The organism is Arthrobacter sp. UYP6 (assembly GCF_040547315.1).
Lineage (GTDB): Bacteria > Actinomycetota > Actinomycetes > Actinomycetales > Micrococcaceae > Arthrobacter_B.
This window is the reverse complement of record NZ_JBEPPM010000006.1, coordinates 1-14,713: the sequence shown is the minus strand read 5'-3', so window position 1 is coordinate 14,713 and position 14,713 is coordinate 1. Positions and strand designations below refer to the sequence as shown.

Here is a 14,713-nt window from a genome sequence, read left to right as displayed (position 1 = left end):
TCCAAGTATCGCCCACATCGCGTAGCCTGTTCAGCATGATCAACCGCGGACTGAGCCTTCCGGTCATGCCAACCCGCATCATCTGGCACGAGTCAATGCTTGGTTACAACTTCGGTCCCGGCCATCCGATGAGTCCGCTGCGCCTGGACCTCACTGCCAGGCTTGCCCGCGAACTGGGAATCTTTGATCTGCCGGGGGTTTCCGTGGGGGAGCCGTTTGTTGCTTCCGATGAGGAACTGGGCACAGTGCACGGCAGCGAATACATTGCCGGGGTCCGCGCCGTCAGCGCGGATCCGGAATCGACCAGCGAGAAGTTCGGCCTCGGGACCGAGGACAATCCCGCCTTTGCCGGGATGCATGAGGCCAGTGCGCGGCTGGTGGGCGGTTCCCTGGCCGCCGCGGATGCCGTCCTGTCCGGGGAGGTGCTGCATGCAGTGAACTTTGGCGGCGGAATGCACCACGCGGCTGCGGACCGCGCCTCCGGGTTCTGCATCTATAACGACGCCGCTGCCGCCATTGCCCGGCTGCTGGCGAACGGCGTCGGCAAGGTCCTGTATATCGACGTCGATGCCCACCATGGCGACGGCACCCAAAGCATCTTTTGGAATGATCCCCGGGTCATGACCATTTCCCTGCACGAGAGCGGGCTGACCCTCTTCCCGGGAACGGGGTTCGCCAACGAAACAGGAGGCCCCGGAGCTGAAGGCACAGCGGTCAACGTGGCGCTGCCGGCCAAGACGTCCGACGCCGGCTGGCTGCGCGCCTTCCACGCCGTGGTTCCGCAGCTTGCTGAAGCCTTTGCCCCGGAGGTGATCGTGAGCCAGCACGGCTGCGACAGTCATCTCCACGACCCGCTGACCAACCTGCGCCTCAGCGTGGAGACGCAGCGGCAGGCGGCCCTGACCATCGCGGACCTCGCCGCCACCATCTGCGGCGGCCGCTGGATTGCCACCGGCGGCGGGGGCTACAACGTGGTGTCGGTGGTTCCGCGCTCCTGGAGCCTGCTGATGTCAGTGGCCGCCAACGGACGGATCCGCTGCAACACGCCGGTGCCGGAGCCATGGCGAAAATACGTAAAGGACCATTACGGGGAGGATTCCCCGCCGCTGATGGGCGACGGCGTGGAGTTGTGGTGGCGGTCGTGGGAAGTGGGCTACGACCCCAACGATGAGATTGACCGCACCGTCATGGCCACCCGCAAAGAGGTCTTCCCGCTGCATGGCCTGGACCCCTGGTTTGATTAGCCGCGGCGGGTCCGGGCAGGGTGCGGGCCTGCCGGCAGAGAGCGAAACCAGCCTTTGCCCGGCGAGCGGATAAAGTGGGGATCATGGTCATCGATGATGTTTTTGCGGTCATTGCGGAAGGCACCCGCCGTGAGCTGCTGGGAGCGTTGCGCTGCGGCGATAAATCCGTAGGCGCCCTGGTGGAGGAACTGGAAGTCAGCCAGCCCACGGTCTCGAAGCACTTGAAAGTTCTCCGGGAGGCCGGACTGGTCACCATGCGGGCCGAAGGACAGAAACGCTACTACTCGCTTCAGACGGCTCCGCTGGAGGAAATCGTTCTGTGGCTGAGGGCTTTTGACCTCTCCTCGTTCCAGGCCGCCGAGGTGCCCGGGGCCAGGCTGGCGTCCGTTGCTGCCGTCACCGGCGCAGCAACGCCCGCAGGCGTGGATCCGGCCCTGGCCCCCCACCTGGGACGTACCGTGGGCCGGGCGGCGGAACGGGCCGCAGACCTGCTGGGGCAATTCCCGAAGTTCCGGCGTCGCCGCTCCTAGCACGACTTTCCCCGTCACACATCGCAGGCCGGGCAGCCAAACGCTAGCTTAGAAGGTGGGGAAAACTTTGAAGGAGCAATCACACAATGGACCCAACACTGATCAGCGTCCGGGATGAAGTGTTTCGCCGGAACCCCGGTGAAACTGAATTCCATCAGGCGGTAGTGGAAGTTTTCGACAGCCTGGAACCGGTGCTGCGCAAGCATCCCGAGTTCCGTGACGCCGCTATCCTGGAACGCATCTGTGAACCCGAGCGCCAGATTATCTTTCGGGTGCCGTGGGTGGATGACAAGGGCCAGGTCCAGATCAACCGCGGTTTCCGGGTGGAATTCAACTCCGCCCTGGGCCCGTTCAAGGGCGGACTGCGCTTCCATCCCTCGGTTTATCTGGGCATCGTTAAGTTCCTGGGCTTTGAACAGATTTTCAAGAATGCCCTGACCGGCATGCCGATCGGCGGCGGCAAGGGCGGCTCCGATTTTGATCCGCGCGGCAAGTCCGACGCGGAGGTGATGCGCTTCTGCCAGTCCTTCATGACCGAGCTGTACCGCCACATTGGTGAGTACACCGATGTTCCGGCCGGTGACATAGGCGTGGGCGGCCGGGAGATCGGCTACCTCTTTGGCCAGTACAAGCGCATCACCAACCGCTACGAGTCCGGTGTCCTCACCGGCAAAGGAGTCAGCTGGGGTGGCTCGCTGGTCCGACCCGAGGCCACCGGCTACGGTGTGGTGCTCTTCGTGGAGGAAATGCTCAAAACCCGCAACCTGAGCTTGGAGGGGCAGCGGGTCATCGTCTCCGGTTCGGGCAACGTGGCCATAAACGCGATTGCCAAAGCCCAGGCGCTTGGCGCCAACGTGATTGCCTGCTCCGACTCCCAGGGGTATGTGGTGGACGAGTCCGGCGTCGATGTGGCACTGCTGCGCGAGGTCAAAGAGGTGGAGCGCGGCCGCATGACCGATTACGCCACACGACGGGGCGGCTCCGCCCACTATGTTTCCGGCGGTTCCATCTGGGATGCCGGCGCCACTGTGGCGCTACCGTGCGCCACACAGAACGAGCTGAACGACGCCGACGCCCGCACATTGGTTGCTTCCGGGGCGGTGGCGGTGGCTGAAGGGGCGAACATGCCCTGTACACCCCAGGCCATTGAGGTCTTCCAGGAAGCCGGTGTGCTGTTTGGTCCCGGCAAGGCCGCCAATGCCGGCGGTGTTGCCACCTCTGCGCTGGAGATGCAGCAAAATGCGAGCCGGGACTCATGGTCCTTCGAGCACACCGAGCGGCGGTTGACGGAAATCATGGTGGGCATTCATGACAGCTGCGCCACAACGGCTGAGGAATACGGTGTTCCCGGTAACTACGTGGTGGGCGCAAACATCAACGGCTTTGTGCGGGTTGCCGACGCGATGCTTGCACAGGGCGTCATCTAACCTGCCGGAAGCGGCCCGTCGGGGTGCGAAGATTGCGCCTGAACTTCCACAATCGTGACCGGAGACACTAGAGTGGAAGACCGGACGGCAACACCCTGGCAGGCACCCGCGTCTTCACCGGCGCCGCCGCAGTGCAGCCGGTTGTTGCACATCAGCGAAGGAACAAAAGACATATGGCAGACGAGGGTAATTTCTCGGACGTTCGGTTTCTGACCGTGTCAGAGGTCGCGGATGTCATGCGTGTGTCCAAGATGACCGTGTATCGACTGGTGCACTCGGGTGAGCTGCCGGCAGTCCGCTTTGGGCGCTCCTACCGGGTGCCGGAGTCGGCGGTGCAGCAGGTGCTGAAAAACGCCGTGATTGACCGCCGAACGGACACTGCGTAGCGCTGTCACTAGATACCGCGGCGAGGCGGTACCCTGTTAAAGAACGTTTTACATCGTGGCAATTATCTGCCGGTGTCGACGCGTGGGTGCCAACGGTGCCAAGCGTTGGAGCCGGCGTCTGACTATTTCAAGTTTGTGAGGACTCTGTGGGTTCAGTAATTAAGAAGCGCCGCAAGCGTATGGCAAAGAAGAAGCATCGTAAGCTGCTTCGTAAGACCCGCCACCAGCGTCGCAACAAGAAGTAACCGGGATCTTTCCTGGACAAACCCGCCACCCTTTGGGTCGGCGGGTTTGTTTTTAACCCTGTCCGCACCGATCACGGTGCACAAGAGAGGTCAGCCGGCGGCGCCAACCTGCGCCGCCCGGAGCATTCCTTAGCGGGAACGGACCCAGGAAAAGCCGCGCCAGAGCCCGTAAGCGCCGCCCGCAACCGTTGCGCCCTTCAGGCCGAGGGTTGCGGCACGCCGGCCGGACCTAAAGTCGTAGATGGGCCAGTTGCGGTCCCTGGCATGGCGGCGGAGCCGCGCATCAGGGTTGATGGCTACCGGATGGCCGACCATGCTGAGCAGGGGAACGTCGTTATAGGAATCGCTGTACGCCCAGCAGTGCTGCAGATCCAGGCCTTCCTTCTCCGCCAGGACCCGCACACCCTCGGCCTTGGCAGGGCCGTGCAGGAACTCGCCCACCAGCCGCCCGGTGTAGAGGCCATGATCGATTTCACTGACGGTCCCCAGCGCTCCGGTGAGGTGCAGCCGATCGGCGATGACGGAGGCCACCTCCACGGGGGTGCCCGTGACCAGCCATACCGGCCTGCCGGATTTCATATGTTGCTCGGTAAGGGCCCGGGTGCCGGGCCAGATCTTGGATTCGATCATTTCGTCATAGACTTCTTCGCCCAGAACCCGGATATCCGCCGCAGCCAGGCCGGTAGCCAGTGTCAGCGCGGCGTCGCGCACCGAATGCACGTCCTTGAGGTTTTCGCCCTGCAGCATGAACCGCGCCTGCTTGCGGGCGAAGCCGAAGGCTTCCCGAAGCGTAAAGACCCGGCGCTGATACATCTTCCGCCCCACATGGAAAAGGCTGGCGCCGCGCATCAGTGTGTTGTCGACGTCAAAGAAAGCAGCCTCGCCAGGTTTGACCGCCGCTGCCATGGGCTCGGCGGCTCGTACTGCGGTGGTTCTGGGCATACCCCGAGTCTACGCAAAAACTATGCTCAGCCGCCGATGGGCCGCGCACCGTGCCCGGATGGTGGACACAACGGCTAATTTAGAGGTATGACCTCCTCGACCGGTTCCCCCGACCTCCTCCTGCTCACCCGTCCGGGATGCCACCTGTGCGCCGATGCCCGGAAGGTGTTGGACCGGATCCGCTTGGACCTGGGGATTGGCTGGCGCGAAGAATCCATCGACGGAAACGATGAGCTGACGTCCCGCTTCGGAGAAGAGATTCCCGTACTGCTGATTGACGGCGTGCAGCGCGACTTCTGGCAGCTGGACGAGGCCAGGATCCGCCGCCTCCTGGGGGCGTAGCGCCCGGAGCTTTGTCCCCGCACTCCGGCGGGCTTAGAGTGGAAAACCCGGGGCCGTTTCCTGCTGATGAGTGGCGGGGCGGGCGCCTGCCCTGCGCATCAGCATCGTGGACACCAACAATGATAGGGACACGTGAGTATCTCGGAGGAACCTTCCCGGCCGGCCGGCACAGTTGGCCACCGACAGATTCCGCCTGCGTCCCTGACCCGCCTGACCATCTATCTGCGCGCGTTGGGCAGCATGCTGGCCGACGGTATTGAACGCGTTTCCTCGGACGAGCTGGCCGATGCTGCCGGGGTCAACTCTCCCAAACTGCGCAAAGACCTGTCCTATCTGGGCTCTTACGGCACGCGCGGGGTTGGCTATGACGTTTCCTATCTCAGTGAACAGATCTCGGCGGCGCTGGGCCTGACGCGTAACTGGAGAGTGGCCATTATCGGGGCTGGAAACCTGGGCAAGGCGCTGGCCGGCTATCCGGGGTTCGGCTCACGCGGCTTCGAAGTCGTGGCACTCCTAGACGCCGACCAGATGGTGGTCGGCCAGGAAATCGGGTGGCTCCGGGTAAATTCCGTGAACGACATGGAGAGTGTCCTGGTGCGGACCAGAGCCAACATGGCGGTGCTGTCGGTTCCAGCCGAAGTGGCACAGGAACTGTGCGACCGGCTGATCGCCGGCGGTATCACCAGCATCCTGAGCTTTGCGCCGGTGGTCCTGCAGGTTCCAAACCACGTCCAGGTGCGCAAGGTGGACATGGCTACCGAGCTCCAGATCCTGGCGTACCACGCACAGCGGGCCCAGATGTCGGATATCGCGGCTAAAGCCCGGGCCCGGCTGGCAACGTAGCGGGCATCGCCGTCGTCGGTGTTAGCCCATGCCCAAATACTGGCTGCGCCGGGGTCGGAAGTATCTGGCGCAATCCTGCCGGTACAGCAGCGCCAGCCCGCCGCTTGCCACAAGCACTGCCAAGGCCTGGGGCTCCGAGCCGCCCTGCACGGTGATGGCCAGCGCTGCGGCGGCAAGGACCGAACCGCCGATGCGGGCCCAGTTCCGTCCTTCACGAATCATGAAGGCGAACAGCACATAGACGCCCAGGACCACCACCGCGGCACCAAGGGTCGCAGCCTGCACGGTTGCGGCGTACTCCTTGACGTTGACTCCCAGTTGCCCAAGCTGGACAGCAGACGGGGGCAGTTCGGTAATGGGCCGGCGGCTTGCCGCCACCCCGCCGGCAAAGCTGATGAGGCCCGCCAGCATGATCAGGGTAAAGCCCAGCCGTACTGCGCGAGGCCGCGGGCCCTTCCACTCGTTGTAGGGGATGCGAGCCGGCAGCGGCGGCTTGGGCGCCGATGTGGGCGCAGCGGGTAGTGCCGTGCCCGCGGGTGGAGCAGCGGCCGGTGCCGTGCCCGCGGGCGGATCAGCTGCAGGCGTCCGCTGGGCGGCGGCGTCGGGCGCTGCCGGTATCGGGGCAGAGGGTTTGGCTGGGGGCGGGGCTCCGAATATCGCCCCGGGGGTGCTGGCGGTTCTGATCCGGCTGCGGAAGGTGCCCCGGACTTTCTGGCTTAGTCGCAGCAGGGGGACACGGGGTTTTTGTGGATTAGGGGAAGCGGGAAGTGAACTCATCGCGGGTGCCGCCTTTGAAAAAAGGGATACGCTCTCCGCCGGGCCGGGCAACCGATCCCGGCGGGAGATCAAACGCTACCCCCGTTTCTCCCCGCTGTGACCACTGCCGGCCGGGCTTGGCGGGGCTGGACACAAAAAAAGGGCCGACCCGCCAAAACGGGTCGGCCCTGAGTGTCCCCTAGTAGGGCCCAAAGCGGGGTTGGCGGCGGAAATACGGCTGCGCCAGCGGGCGGTAGAGCATCACCACTCCTACAATTCCGGCCAGGGAACTCAGCAGGGACAGCAGGTTCAGCGGCGAGGAGAAGGCCAGTCCCGACACCAGCGTGAGCAGCAAACCAACCGCGGACAGCGCTGCGAATACCGTGGCGATAATCCGTGCCCAGTTTTTCCCCTTGCGGATCAGAACAGCCAACAGAACGTAAATCAGAAGGGAAATCACCGACAGGACGATTCCGGCTGTGACAAACGAGGTGCGCAGCAGTTCGCCAGTGACACCGGCATCTTCAAAGGTCTGCCGGTCCGTGGGGGAGAGCGTAGCCAGCGGATCGTCGGACGCGGCGAGGACTGAAATGACCATGGAAATGAACGTCAGGATCCCGGCGGCAATGATCAGCCAGAAACCGGTCATGACCTCCCGGGGCGCCGGTCCTTTGACGCCCGGGAAGGGACCGCCGGATCCCGGGTAAGCGTATCCGGAGGGCTGGGCCGCCTGGTAGCCGTAGGGACTTTGCGGCTGCTGGCCGTAGGGCTGGCCTGGCTGCTGCCCGTAGGGGCCCTGAGGCTGCTGGCCGTACGGCTGGCCGGGCTGCCCATAGGCGGTGTACGGCTGGTCGGCCTGCCCGCCGTTCGGGTTTTGCCCGGTGTACTGGCCCTGACCGTACTGGGGCGGCTGCGGCAGCCGCTGGCCATACTTGGGCTGATCGTCGGCAGGGCCGGGATCTTGGGGACTATTGGGGTTCCGGGGGTCCGGACTATTCGGAGGAGTGCTCATTGCCGCCTACTTGCTTGTTGGTGCAGGTACTGCTCCCGAAGGAGTGCCGATCAGGGAACCACAATCGGTTCTCCCCAGCCTATCGCGGGGCAAAAACAACGGACACCCCGGCCGGATTGGGCTGGGGCGTCCGTTGGGGTTGGCCCATTCGGGCCGATGGCGTGGAGGGCCTAGGCTGCAGCCACGAATGCGGCGTCAACGTTGATGGTGACCTTGTCCCCAATGAGGACTCCGCCGCCTGCGAGGGGCGCGTTGTAGGTCAGGCCAAAGTCCTTGCGGCTGATGACGGTGGTTCCGGAGAAACCGGCGCGGGTGGCGCCGAAGGGATCAACGGCCACGCCGTTGAATTCGGTGTCCAGGACCACGGGACGCGTGGTTCCCTTGATGGTGAGGTCGCCGGAGACCTTGTAGGTTTCGCCGGAGCCTTCGATGCCGGTGACGGCGAAGGTCAGTTCGGGGAACTGCTCGACGTCGAAGAAGTCGGCTCCCTTGACGTGGCCGTCGCGGTTGGCGTCATTGGAATTGAAGGACGAAGACTTGATGACGGCCTTGACTGCGGACGACTCGAGGGTCGGGCCAACCTCCATGACGGCTGCGACGTCGTCGAAGTTTCCGCGAACCTTGCTGATTCCGGCGTGACGGACAGTGAATCCGATCTCGCTGTGCGAGCCGTCGAGGGTCCAAGTACCGGTGGTGAGTCCGCTGGGGATCATGGTGTTCTCCTGTTGCTGGTGGGTTCCGGGGCACGCCCCGCTGCATGTTCATGCATTTGCATCTACTGTTGCACATAATGGTTCAAGCTTCAAGTATCTGGCCAATTTAGTTGCTGCGTGCTCTCTCTGCGAAACTTACATACATGTCGCGTGCCTCGATCCACCTCGTCCGTCATGGAGAAGTCTTTAACCCCGACGGAGTCCTTTATGGGCGCCTGCCGGAGTTCCACCTGTCCGACCTGGGCCAGGAAATGGCCCGCCGCGTCGCCGGTTACTTTGAAGCGCAGAAGAACGACGGCGCCAACCTGGTGCACCTTGTGGCCTCGCCGCTGACCCGGGCCCAGGAGACGGCGGCCCCGATTGCGGCGGCCCTCGGCCTGGAAATCACCACTGATGATCGCATCCTGGAAGCGACCAACCGTTTTGAAGGTCTCTCCGGTGTCACCAGCCGCCTGCGCAATCCAAAGTACTGGCCGCTCATGTACAACCCCTTCAAGCCGTCCTGGGGCGAACCCTACGCAGCACAGGCGGAGCGGGTAATGGCCGCCGTCAACGACGCCCGGCTGCGCGCCACCGAACGTGGCGGAGACCGCGCCGAAGCCGTATTGGTCAGCCATCAGCTGCCCATCTGGGTGACGCGGCTGGCGGCCGAAGGACGTAAGCTCTGGCACGACCCCCGGAACCGTGAGTGCACCCTGACCTCGGTTACCACCCTGGATTTTGACGGTGACACGCTGATTGGCGTCCGCTACACGGAGCCCTCCGCGGACCTGCTGCCGGGTGCTGCGAACATCCCGGGAGCATAATAGAATTACTACGCGTTGTAGAAGTGGCCCCCTGCCGCGATGAAAGCTGGAATTAGTTGAAGAACCCTCAGAGCACCCCGCAGTCGGATGCCATGCGCCGCCGCTCTTTCCTGAAGTTCGGCGCCGGTCTGGTTTTCGGTGTGCCCTTGGTGGCAGCAGCATCTGGCTGTGCAGTCGAAGATCCGCTGGCCGCGCAGGCCAAAGCGGGGGATAACAAGAACTACATTGCCGGTGACGGGTCCGTCACCGAGTATGCTCCCGACCAGCGCGGCGAACCGGTGGAACTGGCGGGCAGCCTGTTTGACGGCACCTCCGTATCGTCCAGCGAGTTTGCCGGCAGTGTGGTGGTCCTGAACTTCTGGTATGCGGCCTGCGCCCCCTGCCGGAAGGAAGCCCCGGATCTGGTGGAACTCCACGAGAAGTTTGAGCCCGAGGGTGCCCGTTTCTACGGCGTGAACATCCGCGATGAACGCAGCACCGCCGAAGCGTTTGAACGGTCGTTCAAGATTCCCTATCCCAGCTTCCAGGACAAGGACGGCGGAATCCTCCTGGCCATGACGCAGTTCGTCCCGCCATCGGCCGTTCCCACCACTCTGGTCCTGGACCGTGAGGGCCGCGTGGCCGCACGCATCCTGGGCCTGGCGGATAAGGGCACGCTGAAAGCCCTCATCACCGACGCGCTGGCAGCCTAGCCGGCATGTTCCCCTCCGTACTTACTGCAGGCGTGCCCGCGGCAGCTCTGCCCGCCGCAAACGTCTTCGCCGAGACCATCCTGAACGGTTCCATGCTGCTGGCCATCCCGGTGGCGGCACTGGCCGGCTTGGTCTCCTTCCTCTCCCCGTGCGTGCTGCCGCTGGTTCCCGGCTACCTGGGCTATGTCACCGGGCTGACCGGCGTGGACCTGCAGAAGCAGCGCCGCGGACGGATGCTGGCCGGGATCGGCCTGTTTGTGCTGGGATTCTCCGCCGTCTTTGTCATCATCGGTGCCGGTGTGGGCCAGCTCGGCGGCTGGCTGCGCGGCCCGGACCAGGACTGGATTCCGCAGGTCCTGGGTGTCGCCATCGTTATTCTGGGCATTGTCTTCATGGGTGGTTTGAGCTGGTTCCAGCGGGACCGGAAAATCAATGTCCGCCCGCCGGCCGGCTTGTGGGGTGCACCGCTGCTGGGCATAACCTTCGGGCTGGGCTGGGCGCCCTGCCTGGGCCCGACTCTTTCCGCCGTGCAGCTGCTCTCTTTCTCCGGAGACGATGCCACCGCGGCCAAGGGCGCCTTCCTGACCTTCATCTACTGCCTGGGCCTGGGTCTTCCGTTCCTGCTGATTGCCCTGGGCTTCCGCCGCGGGATGGGAGCCCTGGGGATCTTCCGCCGGCACCGTCTCGCGCTGCAGCGTTTTGGCGGTGGAATGCTGATTGTCCTGGGTGTCCTGATGATCACAGGTGTCTGGAGCATCTGGATCAACAATCTCCAAGGTTGGTTGGATAGTGTGACCCTGCCGATCTGATGTACCTGGCGCTCCCGACATCACGGGACTGACAGGGACCATGTCCAGTACCTCCCCCTTCAAAGAACCATGAGAGCCAGTTGAACCGCGAACCGGATGTTTTGACCGAAGCCGAGAAAAACGGCGCGAGTAGCTCCGGCGTGCCCGGAAAGGGCGGCAGGAACGGCGGCGGCCGTAAGGGCCGCGGAGGAAAGGGCCGCGACGGCGACGTCCAGCTGCCGTCCCTCGGCCCGCTGGGCATGGTGCGCTGGGCCTGGACCCAGCTGACCAGCATGCGGACCGCACTGTTCCTGCTCCTGCTGCTGGCCGTGGCTGCCGTGCCCGGATCGCTGTTCCCGCAGCGGCCGGCCAACCCCGCCGTCGTAACCCAGTACCTGAAGGACAATCCGGACACCGGCCCCTGGCTGGACCGGCTGCAGCTCTTTGATGTGTACTCCTCCGTCTGGTTCTCTGCGATTTATCTGCTGCTGTTCATCTCCCTGATCGGCTGCGTCATTCCGCGCGCGAAGGCGCACTACCGGGCCATGAAATCCAAGCCGCCGCGCACGCCCAAACGCCTGTCCCGCCTGCCGGAATACGGCACGCTGGCCGTCCCGGCGTCGTCGGGCCTGACCGCAGCCGCCGCCGCGGAAGACGCGGCGCAGCTGCTGCGCAAGCGCGGCTACCGGGTGGATGTCCGGGACCTGGACACCGACCGGCCCTCGGTGGGCGCCGAACGCGGCTTCGCGAAGGAAGTCGGAAACCTGGTCTTCCACACCGCCCTGATTGGCGTGCTGGTCTCGATCGCCGTCGGCGGGCTCTTTGGCTACAGCGGCCAGAAGGTGGTGGTGGAGGGCGAATCCTTTGTGAACACCCTGGTGGGATATGACTCCTTTACCCCCGGCACCAGCTTCACCGAGGAACAGCTGGCACCCTACTCCCTGACGCTGGACAAGTTCAGCGTCCAGTTCGACCGGGAATCAACCACCCACTACGGCCAGCCGCTGGACTTCCAGGCCGATATGACGGTGAAGGAGAGCCCCGACGCGGCCGAACACACGGAGACGCTGAAGGTCAACGCGCCGCTGACCGTGGGCGGCAGTCGCGTCTACCTCGTGGGCAACGGATATGCCCCGGTGGTCACCGTGCGCGACGGCGAGGGCAACATTGCGCTGCAGGGTCCGGTGGTGTCCGTCCCCAGCGACGGCATGTACACGTCCCTGATGGTCATCAAGGCACCGGATGCCAAGCCGGACCAGCTCGGTTTTGTGGGCTTCTTCCTGCCCACGGCCATGCTGGACGAGCAGGACGTCTCCTACTCCGGTGATCCCGATCCGATCAATCCGCAGCTGAACCTGAATGCCTACTACGGCGACCTGGGGCTGGATGAAGGCGTGCCAAGCAACGTGTACGTTCTGGACACCGAGGACCTCACCGAGATCAACAGCCGCAACCTGGATGCGGGCGGCATTGTCCTGGGAGTTGGGGAAACCTATGAGCTGCCCGAGGGCAAGGGCTCCATCAGCTTTGACAGCATCAAGCGCTATGCTGCCCTGGACATCCACTACGATCCGGCCAAGATCTGGGTCCTGACTTTTGCCACCCTCTCCCTGGCCGGCCTGGCTGCCTCCCTGTTCCTGGCGCGGCGCCGCGTCTGGGTCCGTACCGGCACCCATCCGGACGGACGCATCATGGTTGAATACGGGCTCCTGGCCCGCGGCGAAGACCAGCGACTTTCCACCGAGGCCGCAGCGGTCCGGACCCTGCTGGAAAAGCAGTGGTTGGCGGGTGCCTCCACGGTGGAGGACAATGGCGCGGGGGAAGCATCCGTTCCGGACTCCGGAGCGAACACAACAGACCGGGATGCAAAGCCCGGAGCATCAGCGGCGGACAGCAGTGCCGCACAGGAGAAGGAAACAGGTAAGGACTCGTAATGCCCTCCATCGATTACACCCTCGCTGAATACAGTGAGCTGTTCATGCTGTTGGCGGCATTCGCCTATACGGTGGCGTTCCTTGCCTTCACCTGGGACCTGGCCAAGAGCAGCAAGACCATCCAAGCTGTCGAGTCCAAGATCACGCAGCAGAAGGCCGCAGCTTCCGCGCCGGCTCATGCCGGCGCCGTCTCCGGTGCAGCGGGCCGTTCGGGCCGTACAGGCGGCGACACCTACCTGGCGGATGGAAACGTCCGAGGCTGGGACGCCGACGGCGGAGCTTCCAACGGCGGGGCCGTTGCGCAGACTGCTGACGCCTCCATGGGCTACGTCGGCGCACGCCGGAACACCGCGCGCGTCGGGGTTGCCCTGACGGTCCTCGGCGCCCTGATCCACGCCGCCGCCGTCGTCTCCCGCGGGCTCGCCGCGCACCGCGTGCCCTGGGGCAACATGTACGAGTTCTGCACCACCGGCGCCCTTGTGGTCGCCGTCGTGTTCCTTGTGGTCCTGCTCAAGCGCGACCTGCGCTTCCTGGGTACGTTTGTCCTCGCCCTGGTCCTGATCATGATGATGGTCGCGACCATCGGGTTCCCGACTCCGGTAGCGCACCTGATCCCGGCGCTGCAGAGCTACTGGCTCATCATTCACGTGTCCGTGGCCGTTATTGCCTCGGCCCTGTTCACGTTGACGTTCGCGATGTCCGTCCTGCAGCTGCTGCAGGCCGACCGCGAGACCAAGGTTCGCGCCGGCGGAACCTCCAAGCTTGCGTTCCTGCGGATCGTACCCTCCGCCCAGGCCCTGGAGAACTTCGCCTACCGCATTAACGCCGTGGCCTTTGTGCTGTGGACCTTCACCCTGATGGCCGGTTCCGTCTGGGCCGAGCAGGCCTGGGGCCGGTACTGGGGCTGGGACACCAAGGAAGTCTGGACCTTCGTGATCTGGGTGGTCTACGCCGGGTACCTGCACGCCCGCGCCACCCGCGGCTGGACCGGAACCCGTGCCGCCTGGCTCTCGATCGTTGGCTACCTTTGCGTGGTCTTCAACTTCACGATTGTCAACGTTTTCTTCGCCGGTCTGCACAGCTACTCCGGCGTCTAATCTTTCCGCGCTCCGCGCTTCACAACCCGCCTCCGGTTCGCCGGGGGCGGGTTGTGTCGTTTCGGGGCATTTTTCCTCGGTTCGGCCGGTCGAGTGTAGGGCTCGTGCGGTTCTGGCCGGTCGAGCGTAGGGCTCGTGTGGGTTTGGGACGCGGATTCCGGCATCGTCGCGACAATCGAGGCGGGATAACGACGTCGTCTCTACACTCGGTGGGCGGTGCTCGGGTGGGCTGGTTCCTGGGACGCGGTGGGCGAGCGGGTAGAGCTCGTGTCCTTCTGGTGCTCGAGCGTAGGGATCGTGCGGCTCTGGGCGTGGATCCCGACGCCGCGGCCGCCGGTCGAGTGTAGGGCTCGTGCGGTTCTGGCCGGTCGAGTGTAGGGCTTGTGCGGGTTTGGGGTAGGCTACGTCAACCGGTTAGTGCAACACGGGGTTCAGGCTGCTGCGGGTTGCAGCAGCTCAGCAAGTTTCTGAGCCGGGGTCGCCATGCCCAGGGTTGGTCGGGGACGCCGGTTCAAGGAGTCCTGAACTTTACGCAGATCGGCCTTGGAATACACGCTCAAATCCGTGCCCTTCTCGAACCAGTGCCGCAGCAGCCGATTGGTGTTCTCGTTCGTTCCACGCTGCCAGGGCGAATGCGGATCACAGAAATAGACCGGAGCCCCCAACTCCGCGGTGATCTGCCGATGCTTAACCATTTCCACGCCCCGGTCCCAAGTCACCGTGCGCAGCAGATCCGCGGGCAGATGCTTCATTGCCGCGATCATGGCCTCGGCCACCGCCTCGGCGGTATGGCGTTCGGGCAGGTGCAGCAGGATCGTGAACCGGGTCGAGCGTTCCACCAACGTGCCGATCGCTGATCGGGAACCGGTTCCGATGATGAGGTCACCTTCCCAATGCCCGGGTACCGCCCGGTCCTCCACCTCGGCAGGGCGCTGACTGATCATGAACGCGTCAGC

At 64.4% G+C, this 14,713-nt stretch carries 17 protein-coding genes; 12 read left to right on the top strand and 5 right to left on the bottom strand.

Annotated features, from left to right (window positions below; genetic code table 11):
• Window positions 1-35: 35 nt before the first annotated feature.
• The 5 genes from ABIB35_RS06605 to ABIB35_RS06585 all read left to right on the top strand — a co-directional run bounded on the left by ABIB35_RS06605 (window position 36) and on the right by ABIB35_RS06585 (window position 3,832).
• Complete coding sequence (locus ABIB35_RS06605) at window positions 36-1,244, top strand: acetoin utilization protein AcuC (RefSeq protein ID WP_502915740.1); 1,209 nt, start codon at window positions 36-38, stop codon at window positions 1,242-1,244.
• A gap of 83 nt (window positions 1,245-1,327) precedes the next feature.
• The gene (locus ABIB35_RS06600; protein WP_354179918.1) at window positions 1,328-1,774 is read left to right on the top strand and encodes an ArsR/SmtB family transcription factor; all 447 of its coding nucleotides are present in this window, start codon (window positions 1,328-1,330) and stop codon (window positions 1,772-1,774) included.
• An 86-nt stretch (window positions 1,775-1,860) separates the two neighbouring features.
• Window positions 1,861-3,201, top strand: a complete 1,341-nt coding sequence (gdhA, locus tag ABIB35_RS06595) for an NADP-specific glutamate dehydrogenase (protein ID WP_354179917.1) — start codon at window positions 1,861-1,863, stop codon at window positions 3,199-3,201.
• A gap of 173 nt (window positions 3,202-3,374) precedes the next feature.
• Window positions 3,375-3,587 (top strand): helix-turn-helix domain-containing protein, encoded by a 213-nt coding sequence (locus tag ABIB35_RS06590; protein ID WP_354179916.1) that lies wholly within the window; start codon window positions 3,375-3,377, stop codon window positions 3,585-3,587.
• 146 nt (window positions 3,588-3,733) lie between these two features.
• Window positions 3,734-3,832: a 30S ribosomal protein bS22 gene (locus ABIB35_RS06585; protein WP_003792170.1), complete on the top strand. Its 99-nt coding sequence runs from the start codon at window positions 3,734-3,736 to the stop codon at window positions 3,830-3,832.
• A gap of 129 nt (window positions 3,833-3,961) precedes the next feature.
• Here the strand turns inward: ABIB35_RS06585 and ABIB35_RS06580 are convergent, their stop codons facing one another.
• Complete coding sequence (locus ABIB35_RS06580; protein ID WP_354179914.1) at window positions 3,962-4,774, bottom strand: HAD family hydrolase; 813 nt, start codon at window positions 4,772-4,774, stop codon at window positions 3,962-3,964.
• Between the two features lie 87 nt (window positions 4,775-4,861).
• Between ABIB35_RS06580 and ABIB35_RS06575 the strand changes: the two genes are divergently transcribed.
• Window positions 4,862-5,116, top strand: coding sequence for a glutaredoxin family protein (locus ABIB35_RS06575; RefSeq protein WP_354179913.1), 255 nt, complete (start codon window positions 4,862-4,864; stop codon window positions 5,114-5,116).
• Between the two features lie 132 nt (window positions 5,117-5,248).
• On the top strand, window positions 5,249-5,959 hold the full coding sequence (locus ABIB35_RS06570; RefSeq protein ID WP_354179911.1) for a redox-sensing transcriptional repressor Rex: 711 nt from the start codon (window positions 5,249-5,251) through the stop codon (window positions 5,957-5,959).
• 21 nt (window positions 5,960-5,980) lie between these two features.
• Here ABIB35_RS06570 and ABIB35_RS06565 read toward each other — a convergent pair whose 3' ends face one another.
• The 3 genes from ABIB35_RS06565 to ABIB35_RS06555 all read right to left on the bottom strand — a co-directional run bounded on the left by ABIB35_RS06565 (window position 5,981) and on the right by ABIB35_RS06555 (window position 8,440).
• Window positions 5,981-6,370 carry a hypothetical protein gene (locus tag ABIB35_RS06565; RefSeq protein WP_354179909.1) on the bottom strand — a complete coding sequence of 130 codons (390 nt, stop codon included), beginning with the start codon at window positions 6,368-6,370 and terminating at the stop codon, window positions 5,981-5,983.
• A gap of 544 nt (window positions 6,371-6,914) precedes the next feature.
• Entirely contained in the window at window positions 6,915-7,727 is an 813-nt protein-coding gene (locus tag ABIB35_RS06560) for an ABC transporter permease family protein (protein ID WP_354179907.1), read from the bottom strand.
• Window positions 7,728-7,897: 170 nt separating this feature from the next.
• Window positions 7,898-8,440 carry a YceI family protein gene (locus ABIB35_RS06555; RefSeq protein WP_354179906.1) on the bottom strand — a complete coding sequence of 181 codons (543 nt, stop codon included), beginning with the start codon at window positions 8,438-8,440 and terminating at the stop codon, window positions 7,898-7,900.
• Window positions 8,441-8,583: 143 nt separating this feature from the next.
• On the opposite strand from ABIB35_RS06555, the gene ABIB35_RS06550 reads away from it, so the two are divergent.
• From ABIB35_RS06550 to ccsB, 5 genes are all read left to right on the top strand, one after another.
• Window positions 8,584-9,246, top strand: a complete 663-nt coding sequence (locus ABIB35_RS06550; protein WP_354179904.1) for a histidine phosphatase family protein — start codon at window positions 8,584-8,586, stop codon at window positions 9,244-9,246.
• A 92-nt stretch (window positions 9,247-9,338) separates the two neighbouring features.
• Window positions 9,339-9,938 carry a TlpA family protein disulfide reductase gene (locus ABIB35_RS06545; RefSeq protein ID WP_354180143.1) on the top strand — a complete coding sequence of 200 codons (600 nt, stop codon included), beginning with the start codon at window positions 9,339-9,341 and terminating at the stop codon, window positions 9,936-9,938.
• 5 nt (window positions 9,939-9,943) lie between these two features.
• Entirely contained in the window at window positions 9,944-10,747 is an 804-nt protein-coding gene (locus tag ABIB35_RS06540) for a cytochrome c biogenesis CcdA family protein (RefSeq protein ID WP_354179902.1), read from the top strand.
• 239 nt (window positions 10,748-10,986) lie between these two features.
• Window positions 10,987-12,660, top strand: coding sequence for a cytochrome c biogenesis protein ResB (gene resB, locus ABIB35_RS06535; protein WP_354180142.1), 1,674 nt, complete (start codon window positions 10,987-10,989; stop codon window positions 12,658-12,660).
• Window positions 12,660-13,757, top strand: a complete 1,098-nt coding sequence (gene ccsB / locus ABIB35_RS06530; protein ID WP_354179900.1) for a c-type cytochrome biogenesis protein CcsB — start codon at window positions 12,660-12,662, stop codon at window positions 13,755-13,757. The genes resB and ccsB overlap by 1 nt, the downstream gene beginning before the upstream one ends.
• Window positions 13,758-14,188: 431 nt before the next feature.
• Here the strand turns inward: ccsB and ABIB35_RS06525 are convergent.
• Window positions 14,189-14,713 (bottom strand): IS30 family transposase (locus ABIB35_RS06525; RefSeq protein WP_354179899.1); only part of this gene is annotated, 525 nt, incomplete at its 5' end.

What these genes read in the sequence shown, in the direction of transcription:
- ABIB35_RS06605 (WP_502915740.1), top strand. Translation starts at nt 36, where the DNA reads ATGATCAACCGCGGACTGAGCCTTCCGGTCATGCCAACCCGCATCATC.
- ABIB35_RS06600 (WP_354179918.1), top strand. Translation starts at nt 1,328, where the DNA reads ATGGTCATCGATGATGTTTTTGCGGTCATTGCGGAAGGCACCCGCCGT.
- gdhA (WP_354179917.1), top strand. Translation starts at nt 1,861, where the DNA reads ATGGACCCAACACTGATCAGCGTCCGGGATGAAGTGTTTCGCCGGAAC.
- ABIB35_RS06590 (WP_354179916.1), top strand. Translation starts at nt 3,375, where the DNA reads ATGGCAGACGAGGGTAATTTCTCGGACGTTCGGTTTCTGACCGTGTCA.
- ABIB35_RS06580 (WP_354179914.1), bottom strand. Translation starts at nt 4,774, where the DNA reads ATGCCCAGAACCACCGCAGTACGAGCCGCCGAGCCCATGGCAGCGGCG.
- ABIB35_RS06575 (WP_354179913.1), top strand. Translation starts at nt 4,862, where the DNA reads ATGACCTCCTCGACCGGTTCCCCCGACCTCCTCCTGCTCACCCGTCCG.
- ABIB35_RS06565 (WP_354179909.1), bottom strand. Translation starts at nt 6,370, where the DNA reads ATGCTGGCGGGCCTCATCAGCTTTGCCGGCGGGGTGGCGGCAAGCCGC.
- ABIB35_RS06560 (WP_354179907.1), bottom strand. Translation starts at nt 7,727, where the DNA reads ATGAGCACTCCTCCGAATAGTCCGGACCCCCGGAACCCCAATAGTCCC.
- ABIB35_RS06555 (WP_354179906.1), bottom strand. Translation starts at nt 8,440, where the DNA reads ATGATCCCCAGCGGACTCACCACCGGTACTTGGACCCTCGACGGCTCG.
- ABIB35_RS06550 (WP_354179904.1), top strand. Translation starts at nt 8,584, where the DNA reads ATGTCGCGTGCCTCGATCCACCTCGTCCGTCATGGAGAAGTCTTTAAC.
- ABIB35_RS06545 (WP_354180143.1), top strand. Translation starts at nt 9,339, where the DNA reads ATGCGCCGCCGCTCTTTCCTGAAGTTCGGCGCCGGTCTGGTTTTCGGT.
- ABIB35_RS06540 (WP_354179902.1), top strand. Translation starts at nt 9,944, where the DNA reads ATGTTCCCCTCCGTACTTACTGCAGGCGTGCCCGCGGCAGCTCTGCCC.
- resB (WP_354180142.1), top strand. Translation starts at nt 10,987, where the DNA reads ATGGTGCGCTGGGCCTGGACCCAGCTGACCAGCATGCGGACCGCACTG.
- ccsB (WP_354179900.1), top strand. Translation starts at nt 12,660, where the DNA reads ATGCCCTCCATCGATTACACCCTCGCTGAATACAGTGAGCTGTTCATG.